This window comes from Pseudoalteromonas luteoviolacea (assembly GCF_001750165.1).
GTDB lineage: Bacteria > Pseudomonadota > Gammaproteobacteria > Enterobacterales > Alteromonadaceae > Pseudoalteromonas > Pseudoalteromonas luteoviolacea_G.
Genome location: NZ_CP015411.1, coordinates 1,494,444 through 1,516,373, shown reverse-complemented (window position 1 = coordinate 1,516,373; position 21,930 = coordinate 1,494,444). Strand labels below are relative to the sequence as shown.

Here is a 21,930-nt window from a genome sequence, read left to right as displayed (position 1 = left end):
GGGCACAATACAACAAAAAGCCGCTAAAACGCGGCTTTTTGAGTAAAAAAACAGATCAATATAGAATTAAATTTCCATCAACTCTGCTTCTTTTGCACTTAATTGTGTGTCCATCTCTTTGATGTGTGCATCGGTGATCTTTTGAATTTGATCCTCTGCTTGACGCGCTTCATCTTCAGAAATTTCTTTATCTTTTAATAGTGCTTTGATGTCACCGTTCGCATCACGACGAATGTTACGAACTGCAACACGACCACCTTCAACTTCACCACGTACGATTTTAATTAAATCTTTACGACGTTCTTCAGTTAGTGGAGGTAGAGGTACACGAATAACTGTGCCAGCAGACATAGGGTTAAGACCTAAGTCTGAAGCCATGATTGCCTTTTCTACAGCCTGCGCTAAAGATTTATCAAAAACATTAATAGCAAGTGTACGTGAGTCTTCAACTGTTACGTTTGCTACTTGGTTTAAAGGTGTGTCAGCACCGTAGTAGGATACTGAAATACCATCTAGTAGTGCTGGGTGTGCACGGCCTGTACGAATTTTAGAAAGTTGGCTAGCAAGTGCTGCCACACTTTTTTTCATGCGCTCTTGAGCGTCTTTTTGGATATCATTAATCACAGTTGCAATCCTATTTTTACTGTTCCAACCTCAACAATACATGCTAAATGGCTGGGTTATTCTATAAGAATGGGGCCTCAAGCCCCATTCTCAATTGCTATTTACTCTGCCGCTTTTTTTGACGTGATCAAGGTGCCTTCATCTTCACCCATAATAACACGCTTCAATGCACCTGGCTTGTTCATGTTAAATACGCTCAGTGGCATATTGTGGTCACGTGCCAAAGTGAATGCAGCTAAATCCATTACCTTCAATTCTTTATCAATGATTTCGTCATGGGTAAGCTGACTATACAAAGTTGCTTCTGGATTTTTAACAGGGTCATCACTGTAAACACCATCCACTTTAGTTGCTTTGATCACTGTATCAGCTTCAATTTCAATACCGCGCAAACACGCAGCTGAATCAGTTGTAAAGAACGGGTTACCAGTACCTGCTGAAAAGATAACAACACGACCTGATTTTAACAAGCTAATTGCCTCAGCCCAATTGTAGGCATCACACACGCCATTTAGTGGAATAGCTGACATCAAACGGGCGTTTACGAATGCTCTGTGAAGTGCATCACGCATTGCTAAACCATTCATCACTGTCGCCAGCATACCCATGTGATCACCAACAACACGGTTCATGCCCGCTTCTGCTAACGAGCCACCGCGTAAAAAGTTACCGCCGCCGATAACCAAACCCACTTCTACGTCGAGTTCTACAAGCTCTTTGATTTCTTGAGCCATACGATCCAATACTTTTGGATCAATACCAAAGCCTTCATCTCCCATTAAAGCTTCACCGCTTAATTTAAGAAGAACGCGTCTAAAAACAGGTTTTCGATTGATAGTCATAATTTCCGGGCCAAGTTAAAATTGAGACAAAAAATAACCGCGCTTATGATAGACATAAATGCGCGGTTATTTTAGAGAATTTTCTTCATTGACGCAAAAGCAAATCAACACTTTTATGTCAATAAGATTATTCTATTGCGATTATTCGCCTTTTGCAGCTGCGATTTGAGCAGCAACTTCAGCAGCGAAGTCTTCTTCTTTCTTCTCGATACCTTCACCTACTTCTAGGCGAATGAATGAAGAAACTGTAGCGCCTTTTTCTTTCAGGTACTCACCAACAGACTTCTTAGGCTCCATGATGAAAGCTTGACCAGTAAGAGAGATCTCACCAGTGAACTTCTTCATACGACCAACAACCATTTTTTCTGCGATTTCAGCAGGCTTGCCTTCGTTCATAGCGATTTCTACTTGAACCGCTTTTTCTTTTTCAACAACGTCAGCTGGTACGTCTTCTGGCTTTAGGAAGTCAGGCTTAGAAGCAGCAACGTGCATTGCAACGTGCTTAAGTGTTTCTTCGTCAGCATCACCAGTTACAACAACACCGATACGGTCGCCGTGACGGTATGCAGATAGCTTGTCGCCATCGATGTACTCAACGCGACGAACGTTGATGTTTTCACCGATTTTAGCAACTAGTGCAACACGTGTTTCTTCGAACTTAGCTTGAAGGTCAGCAATTGTTGCCTTAGTAGCAACAGCGTCGTCAAGAACAGTGTTAGCAAAACCTAGGAAGTTTTCGTCTTTAGCAACGAAGTCAGTTTGACAGTTAACTTCAAGAAGTGCAGCAAAACCTTCGCCTTGCTTGATAAGGATTGTACCTTCAGCAGCGATGTTACCCGCTTTCTTAGCAGCTTTAGCAGCACCACTTTTACGCATGTTCTCGATCGCTAGATCGATGTCACCGTTAGTTTCAGTTAGTGCTTTTTTACAATCCATCATGCCAGCGCCAGTACGCTCGCGAAGTTCTTTAACTAGGGCAGCAGTTACAGCCATTAGAATATCCTCAATTCTGAATTCGGTTTTTTGATAAGCGAATTACCGCTTGTAAAGAATATCAAGTCTTCATCACAATTGGATGAAGACTTGATGACAGCTAATTACTCAGCTTCTACGAAATCGTCGTTTTCTGCTTGAGCAACGATGTTGCTTTCACGACCTTCAGTGATAGCAGTTGCAACAGCGCCAGTGTAAAGCTGGATTGCACGGATCGCATCGTCGTTACCTGGGATGATGAAATCAACACCATCTGGGTTTGAGTTAGTATCAACAACAGATACTACTGGAATACCTAGGTTGTTAGCTTCACGGATAGCGATGTGCTCGTGGTCAGCATCGATTACGAAGATAGCGTCAGGTAGACCGCCCATATCTTTGATACCACCAAGGCTCTTTTCAAGCTTTTCCATTTCACGCGTTTTCATTAGCGCTTCTTTCTTAGTAAGCTTCTCGAAAGTACCGTCTTGGCTTTGAGCTTCAAGGTCTTTAAGACGCTTGATTGATTGACGAACTGTTTTCCAGTTAGTCAACATACCACCTAACCAACGGTGATTTACGTAGAACTGCTCACTTGAGATAGCTGCTTCTTTAACTGCTTCACCAGCTGCGCGCTTAGTACCAACGAAAAGAATTTTACCTTTGTTAGATGCAACGTTTGATAAAAACTTAAGTGCATCGTTGAAAAGTGGAACTGTCTTTTCTAGGTTGATGATGTGAACGCGGTTACGTGCACCGAAGATGAATGGCTTCATCTTAGGGTTCCAGTAACGTGCTTGGTGACCGAAGTGAACACCAGCTTGAAGCATATCGCGCATTGAAACGTTTGCCATTGTATTTTCCTCTATTTTAGTAGGGTTAGGCCTCCACATATCCCATAGCACCAACATGCTTATTGCGTATCATTTGTCGATACAAACATGCACCCAAGTGTATGTGTCGATATGTGTGTGTGTTAAAATTAAATTTTGCGTGTCTTAAGTACAAACAACCATCAAGATCAAATCGAGAAGATTTATTTGTAAAAAGACGGCGCGCTTTATACCATATAAAATAAATTAACTCAATGATGAGACCAAAATTTGCTCGTCATTGCTTTGTGAAAAATATGACTTGGAGTCTCAATGAGTGCAGTGATTAAAACCCCTGAAGAAATCGAAAAAATGCGTGTTGCCGGTAGGTTAGCGGCTGAAGTGTTAGAAATGATCGAGGAGTATGTGAAGCCTGGGGTTACCACAGACGAATTAAATACAATTTGTCATAATTACATTGTAGATGTGCAAGGCTGTATCCCTGCACCACTCAACTATCACGGATTTCCAAAGTCAATTTGTACATCTGTTAACCATGTTATCTGTCATGGTATCCCGAATGAAAAACCTCTAAAAGATGGTGATATCGTTAATATCGACGTGACCGTTATCAAAGACGGTTACCATGGCGATACATCAAAAATGTTTTACGTAGGCACGCCAAGTATTCAAGGCAAACGCTTAAGTGAAATCACGCAAGAATCTCTCTATCTTGCTATAAAAATGGTGAAACCGGGCGTGCGCCTTGGTGATATTGGTGCAGCAATTCAAAAGTTTGCTGAAGGGTTCAATTATTCAATCGTACGTGAATACTGTGGTCACGGTATCGGTGCACAGTTCCACGAAGAGCCTCAAGTTATGCACTACGGCAAACCAGGTACTGGCGAAACTTTAAAGGCGGGTATGTGCTTGACCATTGAACCTATGGTAAATGCGGGTAAGCGTCAGTGTAAGTTACTTAAAGATGACTGGACTGTGGTTACGAAAGACCGCAGTTTATCTGCTCAATGGGAACACACTTTACTCGTCACCGACAATGGCGTTGAAATCCTAACACACCGTAAAGACGACACAATTGATCGTGTAATTGAGCACGCTTAAGCCAATTGATGCTGCTTGTGCTATGCAAGCAGCATCATTAAGCACTGCTTAGTTTGGAACCTTATTAGGTAAAAAATACCCATTTAGCACCCCAATTCTATAAATCCCGCAAAAAACGTACTTTCGCTGCTTCAAGTCATCCCAATATACAAGTAAACTGATTCCATCTTGTGTTCCAAGGATCTCTCGTGGCGTTACCAAACAAAGTAAAGTTGTTACTTGAACAAGCTGAACAACTCAATGATTATAAAGGTTGTATGACCTACTTTTACAAGTGGCTCAACAATCAATTTTCAAAACAGCCAGTCAGATTGCTGATCAAAGCACGCTCTGAGTTCATAGATACACTCCTAAAAAAGTTATTTGTGCAAACTGGTTTATCAGAGTTTCCACAATTGGCATTAATAGGAATTGGCGGGTATGGACGCGGTGAGCTACACCCCTTTTCAGATATTGATTTTTTGCTATTGACCGATGGCGAACCCAGTAGCGAGCTGCGCAATGCACTTGAAGAATTTGTTACCTATTTATGGGATTTAAACTTAGACATAGGGCATAGTGTCCGAACACATGAGCAAGTATTAGAACAAAAACGCAAAGATGTGCACTTTACGACAAGTTTGCTAGAAAGTAGGCTCATTTGCGGCAATCTCGTCGAGTTTGAACGATTAAAAAGCCATATCGTCAAAACCCCTATTTGGCGATCCGATGATTTCTTTATCGCTAAAGTCAAAGAGCAAAAGCTCAGACGCAAAAAGTGTCATGGTACAGCATACAACCTTGAGCCAAACATAAAGGAAAACCCAGGTGGTTTGAGAGACCTACAAACTATTTTTTGGGTTGCTAAAAAGCACTTCCATGCGGAAACATTAGAAGAACTGATTGGCCATGGCTATTTGACCCATGAAGAATATCAGGAGCTGATGGAGTGCTTGGAAAATTTATGGAATATTCGTTTTGCGCTGCACCTCGCAGCTGGTCGCAGTGAAAATAGGTTACTCTTTGATTATCAACCTCATGCCGCTGAATTGCTTGGCTTTGGTTCGGAGGGCAAGCCTTCGGTCGAACGTATGATGAAGCGTTTATTTAGGATCATGAGTCGTGTTCGTGAGATGAACCAAATGCTACTCGCCTACTTTGAACAGAGTATCTTGCCTGATCACGATGCACACCTTATCACGCCTTTAGACGCACATTTTGAACGTATCGGCAATAAAATACGGGTGAAAGATCCCTCCGCATTCTTTTTACGAGAAAACCTCATCGTACTTTTTGAACATATCGCAGACAATACTGACATCACAGATATTGATCCGAACACGATTCGCTCAGTAAGACAAGTACGCAGACGCTTACTTGGAGATTTACAAGACTATGCGGCTTGTAGAGATGCATTTATGCGCCTTCTGAAGCACCCAAATGGCATGGGGAGAGCGTTCACTTTAATGCACAAACACGGCATTATTGCAGCCTATTTGCCGCAGTGGCGCAGCATATTTGGCCAAATGCAATTTGACTTATTTCATGCCTACACAGTAGACGAGCATACGCACAAGCTGATAAATAACATCCATAAATACCGTGACAAGCAACTCAACAAAGACTTTCCAATTTGTGCTGAGATAGTGACGCGCATGGATAAGCCAGAATTGCTGTATTTAGCTGGCATCTTCCATGATATTGCCAAAGGCCGAGGAGGTGACCACTCAGAGTTGGGCGCCGTTGATGCCAATGCCTTTGCCAGCATGCACAAACTTACCCCCTCCGACGCAAAGCTTGTTGCGTGGTTAGTTGAGCATCACTTGCTTATGTCTGTAACCGCCCAGCGTAAAGACATCAATGATCCAGACGTCATTAATGAATTCGCCTCTAAAGTGAAAAACGAACGTCAGCTCGATTACTTGTATTGTTTAACCGTTGCAGATATCCGCGCGACCAATGACAATTTATGGAATGATTGGAAAAACACCCTACTGCGTGAGCTCTATTTACATGCACAGCGAGCTTTAAGGCTAGGTCTTGAGCACCCCATGGATATGCGTGATCAGATCCGTGATAAAAAGGCTCAAGCGATGCAAAGACTAGTAGAACTCGGCTTTGATGAAGCCCATGTCGTACAACTTTGGTCACGGTTTAAAGCTAACTATTTTACAGGCTTCAGTGAAGAGCAAATCTCATGGCAAAGTGAGTACCTACTCTCTCTTGATAAAGAAACTAAATCAGGAGTTGCCGTGTCTGAAAAGCCAATGCATGGTGGAACACAAGTTTTTGTATACGCGCCTTATGAGGCCAGCTTATTTGCCAAGCTTGTGTCTGTTATTGGCAGTAAAAAAGCACAGATCCAACATGCGCAGGTTATGACAACGAAAGATGGCTATGTGGTCTTTAGTTTTGTGATCTTAGAAGTCAATGGCGATGCCATCAGCGGTAGCCGCGCAAAAAATTTACGTAGAGGGCTCGATAGCATCCTTGCAGATCCCAAGAAAAAAATACGGCTCAAGAAAAATCGCTCGCAGCGATTTAAAGACTTTAATATTAAGCCTAAAGTCATTGTACGCCCACATGCCCGTGTCGACAGAAACTTGGTAGAGATACAGGCCGTTGATATTCAGGGTCTATTAACTAAAATTGCGGAAGTATTGCAGGTTCATAACCTTCATATCCACGCAGCACGGATCACCACTGTTGGGGAGCGTGCAGAAGACTTTTTCGTAGTCTCAAATGAACATTATTTAGCATTAAGTGAAGATGAAAAAACAGCTTTACATCATTCACTGATGAAAAAATTAAACGCCGAATCTGAATAAAAGAGGAAACCATGTCGGATTTAAAAAGTATTATTGAACAAGCGTGGGAAAACCGCGATAGCATCACACCATCATCTGTTGCACCTGAAATTAAAAATGCAATTGTCGACTCTCTAGAGCTACTAGATAAAGGCGCTGCGCGAGTTGCTGAGAAAGTTAGCGGTGAGTGGGTTGTTCACCAATGGCTAAAAAAAGCAGTGCTACTGTCTTTTAGAATTCGTGATAATCAGCCAATGAACGATGGCGTAAATCAATTTTACGACAAAGTACCACTTAAATTCAGTGATTATACACCCGAGCAATTCCAACAAGGCGGCATGCGCGTTGTACCTAATGCAGTCGCGCGTCAAGGTAGTTTTGTTGGTAAAAATGTGGTGCTTATGCCTTCTTACGTCAATATTGGTGCGTACGTTGACGAAGGCACAATGGTCGATACATGGGCAACTGTCGGCTCATGTGCACAAATTGGTAAAAATGTTCACTTATCTGGTGGTGTTGGTATTGGCGGTGTTTTAGAGCCACTTCAAGCTAACCCAACAATTATTGAAGACAACTGTTTTATCGGTGCACGTTCAGAGATTGTTGAAGGTGTAATAGTTGAAGAAGGCGCTGTTATCTCAATGGGTGTTTACATTTCGCAAAGCACGCGTATTTATGACAGAGAAACCGGTGAAATTCATTATGGCCGAGTCCCAGCAGGCTCTGTTGTAGTTCCGGGCTCACTGCCTAGTAAAGACGGCACACACAGTCTGTACGCGGCAATCATCGTGAAAAAAGTTGACCAACAGACACGTGAAAAAGTCGGTGTAAATGCCCTACTTCGCTCTGTGCAAGACTAACTCATACCGAGCCGTGCGCCACTTAGGTGCACGGCTGCTTATAAATTCAAGCGTTCAATTCATTATTTTCAACCCTGTCAATCTGTGATTAAAATAGCAATACACCCAAACATGGAAAGACAGAATGATAACAATATTTCGCAAGTACCTTCTTTGCGTATTCATCATATTTTTAGCTGGATGTTCAAATACGACAACCATTCACATTTACGCTAAATACATCCCAGGTGAATCTCTTATTCAATTGAAACAAGCATTAGAAGAAGAAGGTTTCAACGTCGAGACCAATACTCTCGCTTTTCCAACCAGCATTTCCCAAAATACAATGCTTCATTCGCTTATGCTGCAAGACCCAAATGCAGTAGATACTGCCAAGCAAACGGCCAACAAAAGTGGCTTTAAGATCTCAGATATTCAAGCGCTTAAAGAAGGTAACCATTGGTACACCAAAAACGCCATTGCAATTTATCCCTTTCCAAAAGATAAACAGAATAGTCCCCTCCTTAAGGCAGATTTAGCACAGCATTTTAAAACAACCTCATGTGACAATGAATATCAGCTCAAGCTCCATCAAAATGGTGCCTATCAGCTCTCTGGTCAGAACATCTCTGAAGAAAATAAAGGTTTTTTTAAAAGGTACTTGGCACTATGTGCAATATCCATATATGGAGCTCAGACCTTATAAAGGTATTAGCTGGAGCCGCTATTTTGAAATACACCAGTTAGTCACTCGAGATCAAGTCAGTGAAATTGAATTAATACAACTAAAACCGATTGAAAAACACTATGTAAGCCAACATTGCGTTTATGAATTCGGCACGCGTCTTTAATTTTTAAGTTTACCGAAAAAACAAAAAAGGTGAGCCGAAACTCACCTTTTACTTTTATCACTACTGCGTATTACAGGCCGCGATTCATTTCATCAAATTTTGCTTCAATCGTTGTAGAGGGCGGCGCCGTCATTAAGCTCACAACAACAATCGCAATAGATGCGGCAATAAAGCCAGGTACAATTTCATAAATAAACCCACTTGGGCTCTGGCCTGCGATTGTGAATGGCGCATAAATCCAGATAAGCACAGTCACAGCACCAACTACCATACCAGAGAGTGCGCCTGAGAAGTTCATACGCTTCCAAAATAAGCTAAACAGGACCAATGGGCCAAATGCAGCACCAAAGCCTGCCCAAGCATTACTTACCAAGCTTAAAATGGTACTTTCTCTGTCATGCGCAAGATAAATAGCCAGTACAGACACCGCCGCGACACTAATACGCCCTACCATAACCAACTCTTTGTCAGTCGCATTTGGTTTAATAAATACCTTATAGAAGTCTTCAGTTAAAGAGCTTGAACTTACCAATAACTGAGACGAAATAGTACTCATAATTGCCGCTAAAATCGCTGCAAGTAAAAAGCCTGCAATCAATGGGTGGAACAGCAACTCAGATAAAACTAGGAAGATAGTCTCTGCATCTTTAACAACGATACTATTTTCATGTGCATAAGCCGCGCCAAACAAGCCCGTAGTGATCGCACCCACTGTGGCCACAATCATCCAGCTCATACCGATGTTTCTAGCTGTTGGCATATCTTTAACACTGCGAACAGACATAAAGCGAACAATAATATGCGGCTGACCAAAATAGCCTAAGCCCCAGGACATTGCAGAAATGATACCAATCACGCCACCAGCACCAACCCAAGTCAACATCTCTGGATTTAATTCATTCAACGTCGAAATTAACGGTTGTTCTAGTAGGCTAAATGTCACCAAAGGCACTAATACAAGGGCAATAAACATAATGCAGCCTTGTACAAAATCCGTCAGACTCACCGCTAAAAAGCCACCAAATAACGTGTAAAGTACAACAACACCCGTTGTCACATACAATCCCGTTTCGTAGCTCATGCCAAACGAGTTTTCAAAGAGTTTACCGCCTGCAACAACCCCTGATGAGGTGTATAAAGTGAAGAAAACAATAATAACAATCGCTGATACAATACGTAGTGCGTTGCTGTTGTCTTCAAAGCGATTTGCAAAATAATCTGGAATTGTGATTGCGTCATTGGCAACCTCGGTGTAGACACGTAGTCTTGGTGCTACAAGTAAATAGTTTAAGAACGCACCAATTACCAAACCAACCGCTATCCAAGTGCTACTGAATCCAGTTAGGAACATTGCACCTGGCAATCCCATTAAGATCCAACCACTCATATCTGATGCACCTGCTGATAGGGCTGCTACACTAGGTGGTAAATTACGCCCCCCTAACATGTAGCCTGATACATCATTGGTAGATTTACGATAGGCATAAAGGCCAATAGCCAACATTGCAACAAAATACAAAGCCAGCGATATCATCGTGCCAATTTCCAAAATGACCTCCGTTAACAAGAGCTTCTCTCCGAATAACAGTAAACTGACTTCTTAACTGATATTGGAACAAAAGCCAAAAACAAAGGCGCACTATATCATGGCTCCCTCTCACCCCCAAGTAAGTCTGTTTAAATAGCTGCTATTGCACATTTCACACTCTAAAATATTACCCTTTAGTACGAAAATACTAAGAAAGTGTAAATTTTATAATGAAATACGTTGTAGATTGCCTTATATTGAAATGAAATGAAGTAACGATTGGGTGTCTCGTTCCATGTATTTTTATGCCGCTAGGCAACCTATTTTAAACATCAACAAAGAAGTCGTTGGCTATGAGCTGCTGTTTCGCGACGGCGTTGACAATGTATTTCCCAATGTAGATGACGTCGAAGCAACATCAAAATTAATTGAGGGCAGTCAATTTAACTTCGGATTAGAAGATCTCACTGATGGTAAACCTGCCTATATCAACTTTACCCTAGAAACCATAGTTAAAGGTTACCCGACTATGATGGGACGTGATCAGTTGATAGTAGAGATACTAGAAACAGTTCAACCCGGCAAGCGACTGTTGGCTGCGGTACAAGATCTTAAAGAAAAAGGCTACAAACTGGTTTTAGATGACTATAAACATCAGAAAGTGTGGCGCCATTTCTACCCCTACATTGATCAAATCAAAGTAGATATGCTGGTGACTAGCGTAGATGAGATCCATGAGCTTAAAGAAGCTATCGCTCCACATCAAGATATTGAACTTGTTGCCGAGAAAGTAGAAACCTATGAGCAATATCAGCTTGCGCTTGATCTTGGGTTTACCCTGTTCCAGGGGTTTTTCTTCGCTAAACCTGAAATGGTACAAACAAAAGCCCTTCCGCCATCAGAAATGGCTTTAGCTGAGCTTTTATATGAAACATCTAGTGTAGATGTGGACCTAAAACGCATTACGCAAGTCTTCGAGCGCGATGTAAACCTCAGCTATAAATTGTTGCGTTACTCGAACTCGGCAGCTTTTAAACGCAGAGCAGAAATTTCTACGATCAAACAAGCTCTCGTTGTACTGGGCAATCAAGAACTGAAAAAGTTTCTATCTTTATTATTTGCCTCACAAGTTGCCTCAGAAAAACCCATGGAGCTTATCCGCCTGTCGCTTACACGCGCGAGATTCTGTGAGCTTATTTCGATTAAACACAATGAGATGCGTGATACTGGCATGGCATTTTTAACTGGGATGATGTCATTAATGGACGCGATCTTAGATGAAACCATGCAAAGCGTGATGCAAAAGCTCCCTTTGACCATAGACATCAAAGATGCATTGTTACAAGGTGAAGGCATGTTAGCGCAATATTTAAGCCTCGTTATGGCTTATGAGCAAGCCAACTGGGCTGGCGCATCAAAACTCACTGAGCAATTAAATTTGCAGGCTCAATCACTCCCAGAACTGTATTCAGAAGCCCTACAATGGTGCGATCAACAAATTGAGGCAATGGGCATTTAACCCTCACAAATACAAGTGGTGATAGTGTCAGTCACCACTTTTGATACTCTTAAACTTTGCGTTAAATCAATTTCTTTCAACTTGTTGTCATAGTGCGACATTTTGTCACATCCCAACTTGTCCCTGCATCAGTAAAATACTTATCAGAATAAACTATTGATAATTAAATCAACGTGATCATTAAAAATTACGTTGGACATAACTCTGAGGACAAACATGAAGAAGCGTCTGATCTGCACAGCGATAACAGCATCCATTGCTTGGCAAGGACAAGCACAATCCGAACAAACGATGGAACATATCGAGGTCATTGCACCTATGCATAGCCCACTCGATATCAAAACAGATCCTAAAGCAACACGGCAACCTTTGCCTGCGCAGGATGGGGCTGACCTTCTCTCTAGTATCGCTGGTTTTTCACTCGTCAAAAAAGGTGGCGCAAGTAGCGACCCTGTTTTTAGAGGCATGGCGGGCTCTCGTATTAATATTATCACTGACGGTGGTGTCACGTTGGGCGGTTGTGGCGGTCGAATGGATCCTCCTACTGCTTATATTACGCCGCAAACTTACGATACCTTAACCGTCATTAAAGGGCCGCAAACTGTTTTATATGGCCCTGGCAACAGCGCAGCAACCGTGGTATTTGAACGTGAATCTGAACGCTTACTTGAAAGTGGTACTACGGGTTTTGTGAATGCTACACTTGGTGACTTTGGAAAGCGCGTCATAAACAGTGATATAAAAACAGGAACACAAGATTATTTCGCACGAGTTGCTACCAGCTACAGTGAAGCTGAAGATTACCAAGATGGCGACGGCAATAGTATTCATTCAGCATATGAAAAATGGAATTTGGATACACAATTTGCATACACCCCAGATGATACAAGTTTATATAGTTTAAGCCTAGGTCGCAGTGATGGTGAAGTGGCGTATGCCGATAGAATGATGGACGGAAGTCTCTTTGATAGAACGCAAGTTGCTTTAAAAGTATCAAAAAGTGAGCTGAGTGGTTTTGTAACTAGCATCGAAGCTAATGTATTTTATAACCATATAGACCACATCATGGATAATCACAGTTTACGCCAATTTACGCCTAATATGATGATGAAAACACCTGTTTCCTCAAACCCTGATAGAAGCACTTTCGGTGGTAAAATATTACTCAATTCAGAGCTAAACGAGAGAACCGCTTTAGCCTACGGATTAGATCATCAACAAAATCGCCATCGTATTCGGATCAGTCGAGATCTAGAAAATACGCCTATCGACTCATTAGTTCGAAAAGAAACGGCTGAATTCGAGCAAACCGGCCTATTTGCTGAAATTGAATATAGTTTAAGCCAAAATAGTCAATGGGTGAGCGGTTTAAGAGTCGATGAGTGGGAAGCAACAGATAGACGTCAAACCCGTACTGTGATGATGAATGTCGTTCCCAACCCAACAGCAGACCTCACACGAGATAATACTCTAATCAGTGGCTTTACACGTTATCAGGCGCAATCTGAAAACAGCAGTTATTATATTGGCCTTGGCCGCACAGAACGCTTCCCAGATTATTGGGAAGTGATGGGAGGTGGTCGTGGAGCTGTCGATAGCCCAAGTGCATTCCTCGTAGAACATGAAACCACAGACCAATTAGATATTGGTTGGCTTGGTCAATCGAAATCTTTTACCAACTCAGTTTCTGTATTTTTCAATCGAATAGACAATTACCTGCTTACAGATAATCTGTACGAAAAAATGGGCATGGTCAGTAACGTGACTCGTAATATTGATGCACAAACCTATGGTTTCGAGGCAGAGAGCCGCTTCAACGTCAACAAAAACCTCATGGCGACAGCAAGTATAAACTATGTAAAAGGTGAAAATCGCACGGACAATATTGCCCTTGCTCAGCAGCCTCCGTTACAAATTCGCGTTGCGCTCAACTATACAAAGGATAAGTGGCAAATTGGCGGCTTATGGCGAGTAGTCCAAGGTCAGCATCGAGTAGCTATTGGCCAAGGAAATATTGCTGGACAAGATGTCTCACAGAGCCACGGTTTTGGTACACTGGCGCTCAATACGTCATATTCGCACTCTGAAGACCTGGTCTTCAATTTAGGTCTCGATAATGTCTTCGACAAAACATACGCGGAACATTTAAGCCGCTCAGGCGCAATGGTCAGTGGCTACGCCCAAACAGCTAAGGTCAATGAAGCTGGCAGAACAGTATGGTTCAATATGAACTGGAAGTTTTAAGCGTGGCTTAAAATTGAAAAAGCCAGCAAATGCTGGCTTTTTTATTTTGATTAGAGATTTTCTAAAAAATCATCATCAAAGTCTTCTGGCTCTTCTTCCATAGGCGGGTTACCATCATGCAGCTCATAAAGTTGCCTTTGGAAATAGACATCTTTCAAGAAAGTATATGGATCTAATGACTCATTTAATAACTTTTCTTGTGACATCAATGAAGCACGCGCCTCAACCGCTCGAAGTGCGAAAACAATCAAAGTTTGAGGTGTCGTCAAAGCGATTTCAGGTAACACTATATTGTCGACTAAATCCCCAGTAAGGTTTCTAGCAGTCGACGGTCCCATGGCGGGTAACATGAGGTATGCGCCATCTCCTACGCCCCAAACACCCAACGTTTGGCCGAAATCCTCGTCTTTATGCTCTAGGCCCATTTTTTTCGCTACATCAAAAAAGCCCAAAATCCCCACAGTGGAGTTAATTAAAAAACGAGCAACATTAACCCCTGCATCACCCGGCTTTCCCTGCAACGCGGCATTGACTGCGTCAGTAGGAGCAGCAATGTTTGTGGTAAAATTAACAAGGCCACTTCGAACTGGTGCAGGTGTAATTGCAACATAGCCCTTTGCTGCTGGGCGCAGAATATAGGCATCTAGCACATCCATATTAAAATCATAAATGGGCCGATTCATTGATTGTAGTGGATCACGAGGATCTTGCTTCTCCTCAGGGACCTGCGCACAGCCAACAAGCATTAACGCAAGTGCTGCACCGACAATTTTTTTATACATTTAGCTTCCTGTGCTGGTTATAACACGACTTATAGTGACATTAACCTGTTGGTGCGTATCGTTATTTATCGTGATCACGTCGGAAGTGCCTTCAAGCTCACCAGCTTGTGTCATAACCGAGTCATCAACAGAAATACGCGCCGTTATCACAACTTCATTAAAATTCGATAACTTCAGATCTGGCAACATTGCCATACTATCATTCAAAGTGACAACTAAAGGCAAGTTAAAAACTGTAAGTTTTTGCACTGCAAGCGGCATTCTTGGTCCGTTTGCTGCTTTTGCGAACACAAACAAGGTTGCGTTGTCTGGCAATTGACTCACAAGCTTATCATCAATGCGTACCTTCACACTCAATTGAGGCCCAGCTCCAACAGGCACAGTCTCCGTTTCTCCTAATTTGCCTGCGATCTCATCAATACGTTGCTTTATCATGGCGTAACGCGGGTCATTAGGCTGCACGGTTGATAGTAATACCTCAAATGCAGATTTCGCTTCAAGCCAGTCCTCGCGCTCATAAGCAATTAACGCCAACAAAGAAATTGCATCAATATTCTGCGGATCTTTGCTCAGTACACGCGATAGCATCTTTGCCGCGCGATTAATACTCTGCTCAGAGCCTTCAATGAGTAATGCTTGGCTATAGTTTACTAGTACATTGTGATTATCAGGCTGCATGATTAACGCTTTATCGAATGCTTGCATCGCCATTTCATAATCATTTAATGACATAGCAACACGCCCAAGCAACATCCACGCAACGGCATCATCACCACTATTGGCTAGTTTGGTACGCAGTCCCAAAGCAAACGCTTGTAATTCATTTGCTGACAATGGCGTACCCATTTTTAGTACTGCTCGCTCACCATATTCAGGCAACTTTTCAACTGCTTTTTGCCAACTAGCAATTTGTTGATGGCTACCTGTGAAATAGTAAAACACACTACTTACAACCAAAGTAAATGCAACCCCTGTCGCACCTAACACTAAATTATTGCCTCGGGTATCTAACGTTTGCTCTGGCGATAACTCATTGAGAAGACGTCTTTTCATCTCAATGACAGACTCTTCAAAGTCATTGTGTGCAATTCGCTGGTTTTCAAGTTCGCCTTTTAGTTCATCTAACCTTTGATGATAAATTTCAATACGTTGTGCATTTGCATCATGATCAACAGAAACAACTTTTTCTTTGCGTATGAAAGGAGTTACCACAAACAAGCAACTCAATATTGCCAACAGTGCAAACATCCCCCACATGTAAGTTAACTCCATCATTGCTGGCGCTCCTTACGTTGATACTGTGCAATTAATTGCTCTAGGCGTTTATCATCGGCGGCACTCCATGGTTGCTTTATGGCAGCCTTTTTTTGTCTAAAGACGATAAACCCAAAGCCCAAGACAACGATGATCACAGGTAACACCCACAGGATGATAGTGGCAGGTGTCACTGGCGGCTGATAATGCACAAAGTATCCATACCTATCAATCATGTAGTCAATCACTTCCTGCTTCGAGTTCCCTTCGTGAACCAGCGTCAAAACCTTATCGCGTAAATCCTTTGCCACAATTGCATCTGAGTCTGCAATATTTTGGTTCTGACACTTTGGACAACGCAGCTCCAATGTTAGCTCTTTGAACGTTTGGGCTTGCTCTGCATTTTTAAATTCATATTCATCTTCAGCGGCATTGACGACAGCCGCACTCAATAACAGCGCCATCACCAATAGAAATACGACTCTGATCTTCATCATTGCAGCTCCTCTAGCGCAGGTAAAAACTTACTCCGCCACACTCTTTGATTAATATCCCCAGTGTGATGCAGTAAAATAGTCCCCTTTTTATCAACTAAAAATGTCTCTGGAGCACCTGATACACCAAGATCCAAGGCAAGACTTCGTTCTAAATCAAGAATATTAAATTGATAAGGGTTTCCAGCTCGGCTTAGCATGGTGTCCACTTCTTTTCTGAGCGCATTCATATCAAAGTGGTCACCAAAATCAGGGTCATAGGCTTGTTCATAGTACAAACCTACTATTTTAACACCTTGCTCTCGTAGCTTAGTCAAATAACCAAGTTCAGCGATACACGTGGGGCACCATGTACCCCACACATTCATTAAATACACTTCTCCTAATAGATCTTTCTCAGTCCAGCGCTTATTTTCATCCATTAAATCTGGCAAATTGAAACTTGGCATAGTTTGCCCAAGTCGTCCTGTTTGCAATTCTCTTGGGTTACCAAATAAGCCTTGATATAAAAACACGCACAGTAAAACGAAAATTAAAAATGGCAGAAAGCCCAGTATTTTACGATTCATAGTTACGCCTGAGCTCCTTTTTTCACACGACGGCGATAGCGTTTATCTGCCAGTACAATAAAACCTGCCAATGAAATTAAAATCCCGCCTAACCACATCCAACGCACATAAGGCTTATGATAAATTCGTAGTGACCATGCTCCTTGACTCATCTGCTCACCCAGCGCCAAGTACAAATCTCGGAAAAACCCATCGTCAATGGCAGCTTCAGTCATAAACTGCATACCAATATCGTACAAGCGCTTTTCCGCATAAAGTTCTGTAACCAACTCATCATCTTTAAGCACCGTTACGACTCCTGCATGACCGCTATAATTTGGCCCTCGGATCTCTTTGACCCCGTCAAACCGGTACTGGTACTCATTTAACGTCGCAATATCTCCAGGTTTCATGGCAACAGCACGCTCTACCGAATAGGCAGAAGTCAATGTGACACTGGCAATAACAAATGCAAGTCCCACATGCCCTAATACCATGGCCCAGTAGCTCAAACCTAAACGTTTAAAACCTTCAGATATCGAAGCCTGTAACGAGATTTTTTGCAGTAAATCCGATACTGTAGAAAACATTATCCAAACTGCCAATGCCGTTGCCATAAAGGTCAAGGCAGAGACTTGCTCATAGTTAGAAAACAACCAGGCAGCAGTCGCCACAAGGCTAAGCGCAACATTGACCAACCATTTTTTTGCCAATGGAGATAATTTGTTTTGCTTCCAGCGCAACATTGGGGCAATCCCTAACAACAACGCAAAAGGCACGATTAAAATGGCAAACATTTGATTAAAGAAAGGGACACCAATAGAAATCGACCCAAGACCGAGCTCTTTATGGATCATGGGCAGCAAAGTACCTAATAATACAATTAAGGTTGCAACCACTAAGAAAATATTATTGAGCCATAAAGCCACTTCTCGAGAGGCAAAGCGATAACGACCTTCGCTATGAACTTGTGATACGCGTGCGGCATATAAAGCTAAGCTGCCACCTACCACAACCGCTAAGAACGAAAGTATATACAAACCCCGATCGGGATCTGTAGCAAATGCATGTACAGAGACAATGATACCGGAGCGGACAATAAAGGTGCCTAACAAGCATAAACTGAATGCAGTGATTGCGAGTAAAACAGTCCAAGATTTAAACACACCGCGTTTTTCTGTCACAGCCAGAGAGTGCAGTAGCGCTGTTGCAACTAGCCAAGGCATTAAAGATGCGTTTTCTACCGGATCCCAAAACCACCAGCCGCCCCAGCCAAGCTCAGCGTAAGCCCACCAACTCCCTATGGTGATCCCCAAAGTTAAAAATGCCCAAGCAACCATAGTCCAAGGACGCGACCACTTCGCCCAAGTATTGTCTAACTTACCTGTTAAAAGTGCCGCAATGGCAAAAGAAAATGACACCGACAACCCGACATAGCCCATATACAGCAATGGTGGATGTATGATCATGCCAGGATCTTGCAACAGTGGATTTAAATCACGTCCTTCAACTGGGAAGTATGGTAGCAAGCGCTCAAACGGGCTCGACATCCACAAAGTATACAGCATAAAGCCAACGCCAAGAAATCCAAGTACCCCAAGTACGCGCGCTCTGAGCACCCAAGGCAATGATTTTGACATTAAAGCAACCAGAGCGGTCCAGCTAGACTGCATCACTAGCCAGAGTAAAATCGCACCTTCATGTCCGCCCCACGTTGAGGTCACCTTGTAGTACCAAGGTAAGGTGCTACTTGAATGGTGTGCCACGTACGCAACGGTAAAATCATCTGTCAACGTAATATAAATAAGAATACCAAATGAAAATAAAACAAATAAACACTGCCCTAACGCTAAAGAGGGAGCGGCACGCATCAATCTCAAATTACCGGTATAAGCCCCCCATAATGGGAAAATACACAGGAGTAAACTTAGCGCCATAGCTAAAACTAGCGCGAAATAGCCTATTTCTGGGATCATACTAATTCTCGCTATTTAAGTTGTATTTTGGTTTTTCGTGCTTGATCCCCTTAACTGCCTCAGCCACTTCAGAAGGCATATATTCTTCATCGTGTTTTGCCAAGACTTCAAAAGCCTCTATCACGTTTGGCTCAATTAATGTCCCCTGAGCTACGATCCCCTGCCCTTCACGGAACAAATCCGGCAAAATGCCCTGATAACGGATAGTTACCAATGGTCCCGTATCTATAAGCTGAAACTCCACATCAAGCGAAGTCTCATCACGTACTACAGACCCAGGTACAACCATTCCACCAATACGCAGCTTTTGCCCTATTGTTGGCTTTTCTAACTCCGGCCCTTTGCCATTCACTAATTCACTCGGTGTATAAAACAAATTGATATTTTCTTGCAGTGCATAAAGTGTCAAACCCACCGCTGAACCAATACCAAAAATCACCGCCAATACAGTAAACAATCGTTTTTTGCGCCTTGGGTTCATACTTGGGCCTCCATATCTTTGGCCTTTTTAATACGCTCTTCTCTGGCCATTTGAGACTTCACTTGTTGCTTTAATTGTTTGCCTTCATAAAGGGATCCAAATAACAAACCCAATATAATGGCTGCGCAACTGCCAAAAGACAGCCATACATAAAAACCATAACCACCCATGGCGATAAAGTCGCTTAATGATTCAAACTGCATAATCAACCTCGACTAACTAATTGACGGACCCAAGGACGATGCTGCTCGACCTGCATGATTTCATTCTTGAGGCGGATTAAGGTAAGTGTTCCGACTAAAGCCGCAAATCCAAGTATATTGATTAGCAAGGGCCACAACATAGAAGGGTCGATTGCTGATGTATCAAATTTAGTAATTGCGCCACCTTGATGAAGCGTATTCCACCACTCTACTGAAAAGTGAATAATCGGTAAGTTAACCACACCCACAATCGCTAAAATACATGCAGCTTTTCCACCTGCTTTTTTATCTTCAAAAGCATGAAATAGAGATAACACACCAAGATACAAAAATAACAGGATTAATTCTGAAGTCAGCCGTGCGTCCCACACCCACCAAGCGCCCCACATTGGTTTGCCCCAAGCAGATCCGGTGATAAGTGCAATCGCAGTCATAGCCGCGCCCACAGGCGCAATTGCAATGACAGCTAACTCTGCATTTCGGAGCTGCCAAACCAGTGCAATGATGGCTGCAATAGCCATAGAAGAGTATGCCCCCATCGACAAAATCGCCGAAGGCACATGAATAAAGATGATCCGGTAACTATCCTTCTGTTGGTAGTCTGCAGGAGCGTACGCAAGCCCCCAAACCCATCCAACCACAATACATAGCACCGACACCACAACAAAGTACGGAAGCAAGGTGTTACACAATTGGTAAGCACGCTCCGCTTTGGCATAAGGATGTAACCACTTCCACATTTTAACTTACACTCACTCTTAAAGCTGACGATATGGCAATTGGTGCGGTGACTAAAGCGACGGCTAACATCGCACCAAGGATTGCAAGTTGCCCGCTATACGCTAATGACATGATGCTAGTATCAATAGCGGACGTTGCAAAAATAAGTACTGGGATATAAAGCGGTAACACAAGCAAGCTCATCAAAATACCGCCCTTTTGCAAACCGACTGTCAGGCCTGCCCCAATAGCACCGATAAAACTCAACAATGGGGTACCAATTAATAACGTTAACATAGTGGCACCGAGCGCTTGTGACTCTAAATTCATCAACATAGAAAACACAGGTGCCATGACTACCATTGGCAGTCCAGCCGTTGTCCAATGTGCGGCAACTTTAGCCAGCACGGCCAGTGACAATGGATATGGAGAAGCAATCAACTGCTCTAATGAGCCATCCATGTAGTCATCACGAAAAATCTTATCTAACCCTAACATAGTTGATAAAAGCGCGGCGACCCAAATAATACCCGGCGCCATTCGTGCTAATAACCCCGGCTCTGGACCAATCGCAAGCGGGAATAAGGTAATTACAATTAAAAAAAACAGCAGAGGGTTCACTATTTCAGCACGCTGACGAAATGCCAATGCGACATCTTTTTTATAAACGGAGCAAAATAACGTCCAGTATGAATGACTAACTTGCATCAATGACGGTACTCCAAAGCCAAGGTTTGCAAAGAGCTAAACGTATTAGTGAGGTCCTGATGAGTTGTTAACAAAATCGCGCCACCTTTGTCTAAGTGTCGCTGAAACTGTGCCTGTAACATGGCTACGCCCTTTTTATCGAGTGCAGTAAAGGGCTCGTCTAAAATCCACAGACTGGCATTATTGAGCCACAAACGCACCAAAGCAACACGACGTTGCTGGCCTGCAGACAAAGTTCTCACGGGGACATCTTCTAAACCGACAAGACCTAACTTGCCAAGGAGGGTATAAATTTCCGGTTCAGTACTTTTATAACCATGTACAGTTAGCCAATGCATGACATTTTCATAGGCTGTGAGCTGTTGATTAACACCCGTTTTGTGGCCAATAAAAAGTAATGACAGCGCAAATTCATCGTAATCTTCGTTTATATTTTTCTTATTAAACAGAACACTACCTTCATCTGGCTGAGAAAAACCGGCAATAATTCTAAGCAACGATGTTTTTCCTGCACCATTTGGGCCTTCTATTTGCATGATTTGACCAGATAACAATGAAAAGTTAAGTGATTCGAACAAACAACGGTCTTGTTTGATACAAGTTAAAGCCTTAATCTCTAGCAAAA

The 21,930-nt window shown here is 42.6% G+C and carries 21 protein-coding genes; 6 read left to right on the top strand and 15 right to left on the bottom strand.

Annotated features, from left to right (window positions below):
- Positions 1 to 66: 66 nt before the first annotated feature.
- From frr to rpsB, 4 genes are all read right to left on the bottom strand, one after another.
- Positions 67 to 624: a ribosome recycling factor gene (gene frr, locus S4054249_RS06630; protein WP_023401853.1), complete on the bottom strand. Its 558-nt coding sequence runs from the start codon at positions 622 to 624 to the stop codon at positions 67 to 69.
- Between the two features lie 101 nt (positions 625 to 725).
- Positions 726 to 1,466, bottom strand: coding sequence for a UMP kinase (gene pyrH / locus S4054249_RS06625; RefSeq protein WP_023401852.1), 741 nt, complete (start codon positions 1,464 to 1,466; stop codon positions 726 to 728).
- Positions 1,467 to 1,607: 141 nt separating this feature from the next.
- The gene (tsf, locus tag S4054249_RS06620) at positions 1,608 to 2,459 is read right to left on the bottom strand and encodes a translation elongation factor Ts (RefSeq protein ID WP_046355137.1); all 852 of its coding nucleotides are present in this window, start codon (positions 2,457 to 2,459) and stop codon (positions 1,608 to 1,610) included.
- A gap of 104 nt (positions 2,460 to 2,563) precedes the next feature.
- The gene (gene rpsB, locus S4054249_RS06615) at positions 2,564 to 3,292 is read right to left on the bottom strand and encodes a 30S ribosomal protein S2 (protein WP_039609419.1); all 729 of its coding nucleotides are present in this window, start codon (positions 3,290 to 3,292) and stop codon (positions 2,564 to 2,566) included.
- A 291-nt stretch (positions 3,293 to 3,583) separates the two neighbouring features.
- Between rpsB and map the strand changes: the two genes are divergently transcribed.
- From map to S4054249_RS06595, 4 genes are all read left to right on the top strand, one after another.
- Entirely contained in the window at positions 3,584 to 4,372 is a 789-nt protein-coding gene (gene map, locus S4054249_RS06610) for a type I methionyl aminopeptidase (protein ID WP_046355138.1), read from the top strand.
- 188 nt (positions 4,373 to 4,560) lie between these two features.
- Positions 4,561 to 7,179 carry a [protein-PII] uridylyltransferase gene (gene glnD / locus S4054249_RS06605; protein WP_046355139.1) on the top strand — a complete coding sequence of 873 codons (2,619 nt, stop codon included), beginning with the start codon at positions 4,561 to 4,563 and terminating at the stop codon, positions 7,177 to 7,179.
- Positions 7,180 to 7,190: 11 nt separating this feature from the next.
- On the top strand, positions 7,191 to 8,018 hold the full coding sequence (gene dapD, locus S4054249_RS06600) for a 2,3,4,5-tetrahydropyridine-2,6-dicarboxylate N-succinyltransferase (protein ID WP_046355140.1): 828 nt from the start codon (positions 7,191 to 7,193) through the stop codon (positions 8,016 to 8,018).
- Between the two features lie 124 nt (positions 8,019 to 8,142).
- Positions 8,143 to 8,703, top strand: a complete 561-nt coding sequence (locus S4054249_RS06595) for a hypothetical protein (protein WP_046355141.1) — start codon at positions 8,143 to 8,145, stop codon at positions 8,701 to 8,703.
- Positions 8,704 to 8,918: 215 nt separating this feature from the next.
- Here S4054249_RS06595 and putP read toward each other — a convergent pair whose 3' ends face one another.
- Positions 8,919 to 10,397, bottom strand: a complete 1,479-nt coding sequence (putP, locus tag S4054249_RS06590; protein ID WP_046355142.1) for a sodium/proline symporter PutP — start codon at positions 10,395 to 10,397, stop codon at positions 8,919 to 8,921.
- 274 nt (positions 10,398 to 10,671) lie between these two features.
- Here putP and S4054249_RS06585 point away from each other — a divergent pair, with 274 nt between their 5' ends.
- Together S4054249_RS06585 and S4054249_RS06580 are read left to right on the top strand one after the other, a co-directional pair.
- Positions 10,672 to 11,895: an EAL and HDOD domain-containing protein gene (locus tag S4054249_RS06585; protein WP_046355143.1), complete on the top strand. Its 1,224-nt coding sequence runs from the start codon at positions 10,672 to 10,674 to the stop codon at positions 11,893 to 11,895.
- Positions 11,896 to 12,111: 216 nt separating this feature from the next.
- Positions 12,112 to 14,139, top strand: a complete 2,028-nt coding sequence (locus tag S4054249_RS06580; RefSeq protein ID WP_052960892.1) for a TonB-dependent copper receptor — start codon at positions 12,112 to 12,114, stop codon at positions 14,137 to 14,139.
- 50 nt (positions 14,140 to 14,189) lie between these two features.
- On the opposite strand, the gene S4054249_RS06575 is transcribed toward S4054249_RS06580, so the two are convergent.
- From S4054249_RS06575 to ccmA, 10 genes are read right to left on the bottom strand one after another with little or no spacing between them, the layout of a single operon-like run.
- Complete coding sequence (locus S4054249_RS06575; RefSeq protein WP_046355144.1) at positions 14,190 to 14,921, bottom strand: MlaA family lipoprotein; 732 nt, start codon at positions 14,919 to 14,921, stop codon at positions 14,190 to 14,192.
- Positions 14,922 to 16,196 carry a c-type cytochrome biogenesis protein CcmI gene (gene ccmI / locus S4054249_RS06570; protein ID WP_046355145.1) on the bottom strand — a complete coding sequence of 425 codons (1,275 nt, stop codon included), beginning with the start codon at positions 16,194 to 16,196 and terminating at the stop codon, positions 14,922 to 14,924.
- Positions 16,193 to 16,639 (bottom strand): cytochrome c-type biogenesis protein, encoded by a 447-nt coding sequence (locus S4054249_RS06565; RefSeq protein ID WP_419555189.1) that lies wholly within the window; start codon positions 16,637 to 16,639, stop codon positions 16,193 to 16,195. The genes ccmI and S4054249_RS06565 overlap by 4 nt, the downstream gene beginning before the upstream one ends.
- A 29-nt stretch (positions 16,640 to 16,668) precedes the next feature.
- Complete coding sequence (locus tag S4054249_RS06560; protein WP_046355146.1) at positions 16,669 to 17,238, bottom strand: DsbE family thiol:disulfide interchange protein; 570 nt, start codon at positions 17,236 to 17,238, stop codon at positions 16,669 to 16,671.
- Positions 17,239 to 17,240: 2 nt separating this feature from the next.
- Complete coding sequence (locus S4054249_RS06555) at positions 17,241 to 19,193, bottom strand: heme lyase CcmF/NrfE family subunit (protein ID WP_046355147.1); 1,953 nt, start codon at positions 19,191 to 19,193, stop codon at positions 17,241 to 17,243.
- 1 nt (position 19,194) lies between these two features.
- Positions 19,195 to 19,674, bottom strand: coding sequence for a cytochrome c maturation protein CcmE (gene ccmE, locus S4054249_RS06550; protein ID WP_046355148.1), 480 nt, complete (start codon positions 19,672 to 19,674; stop codon positions 19,195 to 19,197).
- The gene (ccmD, locus tag S4054249_RS06545; protein WP_046355149.1) at positions 19,671 to 19,877 is read right to left on the bottom strand and encodes a heme exporter protein CcmD; all 207 of its coding nucleotides are present in this window, start codon (positions 19,875 to 19,877) and stop codon (positions 19,671 to 19,673) included. Before ccmD ends, ccmE begins: the two co-directional genes overlap by 4 nt.
- Before the next feature lie 2 nt (positions 19,878 to 19,879).
- Complete coding sequence (locus tag S4054249_RS06540) at positions 19,880 to 20,617, bottom strand: heme ABC transporter permease (protein ID WP_046355150.1); 738 nt, start codon at positions 20,615 to 20,617, stop codon at positions 19,880 to 19,882.
- 1 nt (position 20,618) lies between these two features.
- A complete protein-coding gene (gene ccmB, locus S4054249_RS06535) occupies positions 20,619 to 21,305 on the bottom strand; it encodes a heme exporter protein CcmB (RefSeq protein WP_046355151.1) in 687 nt (228 codons plus the stop codon).
- A complete protein-coding gene (ccmA, locus tag S4054249_RS06530) occupies positions 21,305 to 21,928 on the bottom strand; it encodes a cytochrome c biogenesis heme-transporting ATPase CcmA (RefSeq protein ID WP_080928301.1) in 624 nt (207 codons plus the stop codon). The genes ccmB and ccmA overlap by 1 nt, the downstream gene beginning before the upstream one ends.
- Between the last annotated feature and the right edge of the window lie 2 nt (positions 21,929 to 21,930).

What these genes read in the sequence shown, in the direction of transcription:
- pyrH (WP_023401852.1), bottom strand. Translation starts at nt 1,466, where the DNA reads ATGACTATCAATCGAAAACCTGTTTTTAGACGCGTTCTTCTTAAATTA.
- tsf (WP_046355137.1), bottom strand. Translation starts at nt 2,459, where the DNA reads ATGGCTGTAACTGCTGCCCTAGTTAAAGAACTTCGCGAGCGTACTGGC.
- rpsB (WP_039609419.1), bottom strand. Translation starts at nt 3,292, where the DNA reads ATGGCAAACGTTTCAATGCGCGATATGCTTCAAGCTGGTGTTCACTTC.
- map (WP_046355138.1), top strand. Translation starts at nt 3,584, where the DNA reads ATGAGTGCAGTGATTAAAACCCCTGAAGAAATCGAAAAAATGCGTGTT.
- dapD (WP_046355140.1), top strand. Translation starts at nt 7,191, where the DNA reads ATGTCGGATTTAAAAAGTATTATTGAACAAGCGTGGGAAAACCGCGAT.
- S4054249_RS06595 (WP_046355141.1), top strand. Translation starts at nt 8,143, where the DNA reads ATGATAACAATATTTCGCAAGTACCTTCTTTGCGTATTCATCATATTT.
- S4054249_RS06585 (WP_046355143.1), top strand. Translation starts at nt 10,672, where the DNA reads ATGTATTTTTATGCCGCTAGGCAACCTATTTTAAACATCAACAAAGAA.
- S4054249_RS06580 (WP_052960892.1), top strand. Translation starts at nt 12,112, where the DNA reads ATGAAGAAGCGTCTGATCTGCACAGCGATAACAGCATCCATTGCTTGG.
- S4054249_RS06575 (WP_046355144.1), bottom strand. Translation starts at nt 14,921, where the DNA reads ATGTATAAAAAAATTGTCGGTGCAGCACTTGCGTTAATGCTTGTTGGC.
- ccmI (WP_046355145.1), bottom strand. Translation starts at nt 16,196, where the DNA reads ATGATGGAGTTAACTTACATGTGGGGGATGTTTGCACTGTTGGCAATA.
- S4054249_RS06565 (WP_419555189.1), bottom strand. Translation starts at nt 16,639, where the DNA reads ATGGCGCTGTTATTGAGTGCGGCTGTCGTCAATGCCGCTGAAGATGAA.
- S4054249_RS06560 (WP_046355146.1), bottom strand. Translation starts at nt 17,238, where the DNA reads ATGAATCGTAAAATACTGGGCTTTCTGCCATTTTTAATTTTCGTTTTA.
- S4054249_RS06555 (WP_046355147.1), bottom strand. Translation starts at nt 19,193, where the DNA reads ATGATCCCAGAAATAGGCTATTTCGCGCTAGTTTTAGCTATGGCGCTA.
- ccmE (WP_046355148.1), bottom strand. Translation starts at nt 19,674, where the DNA reads ATGAACCCAAGGCGCAAAAAACGATTGTTTACTGTATTGGCGGTGATT.
- ccmD (WP_046355149.1), bottom strand. Translation starts at nt 19,877, where the DNA reads ATGCAGTTTGAATCATTAAGCGACTTTATCGCCATGGGTGGTTATGGT.
- S4054249_RS06540 (WP_046355150.1), bottom strand. Translation starts at nt 20,617, where the DNA reads ATGTGGAAGTGGTTACATCCTTATGCCAAAGCGGAGCGTGCTTACCAA.
- ccmB (WP_046355151.1), bottom strand. Translation starts at nt 21,305, where the DNA reads ATGCAAGTTAGTCATTCATACTGGACGTTATTTTGCTCCGTTTATAAA.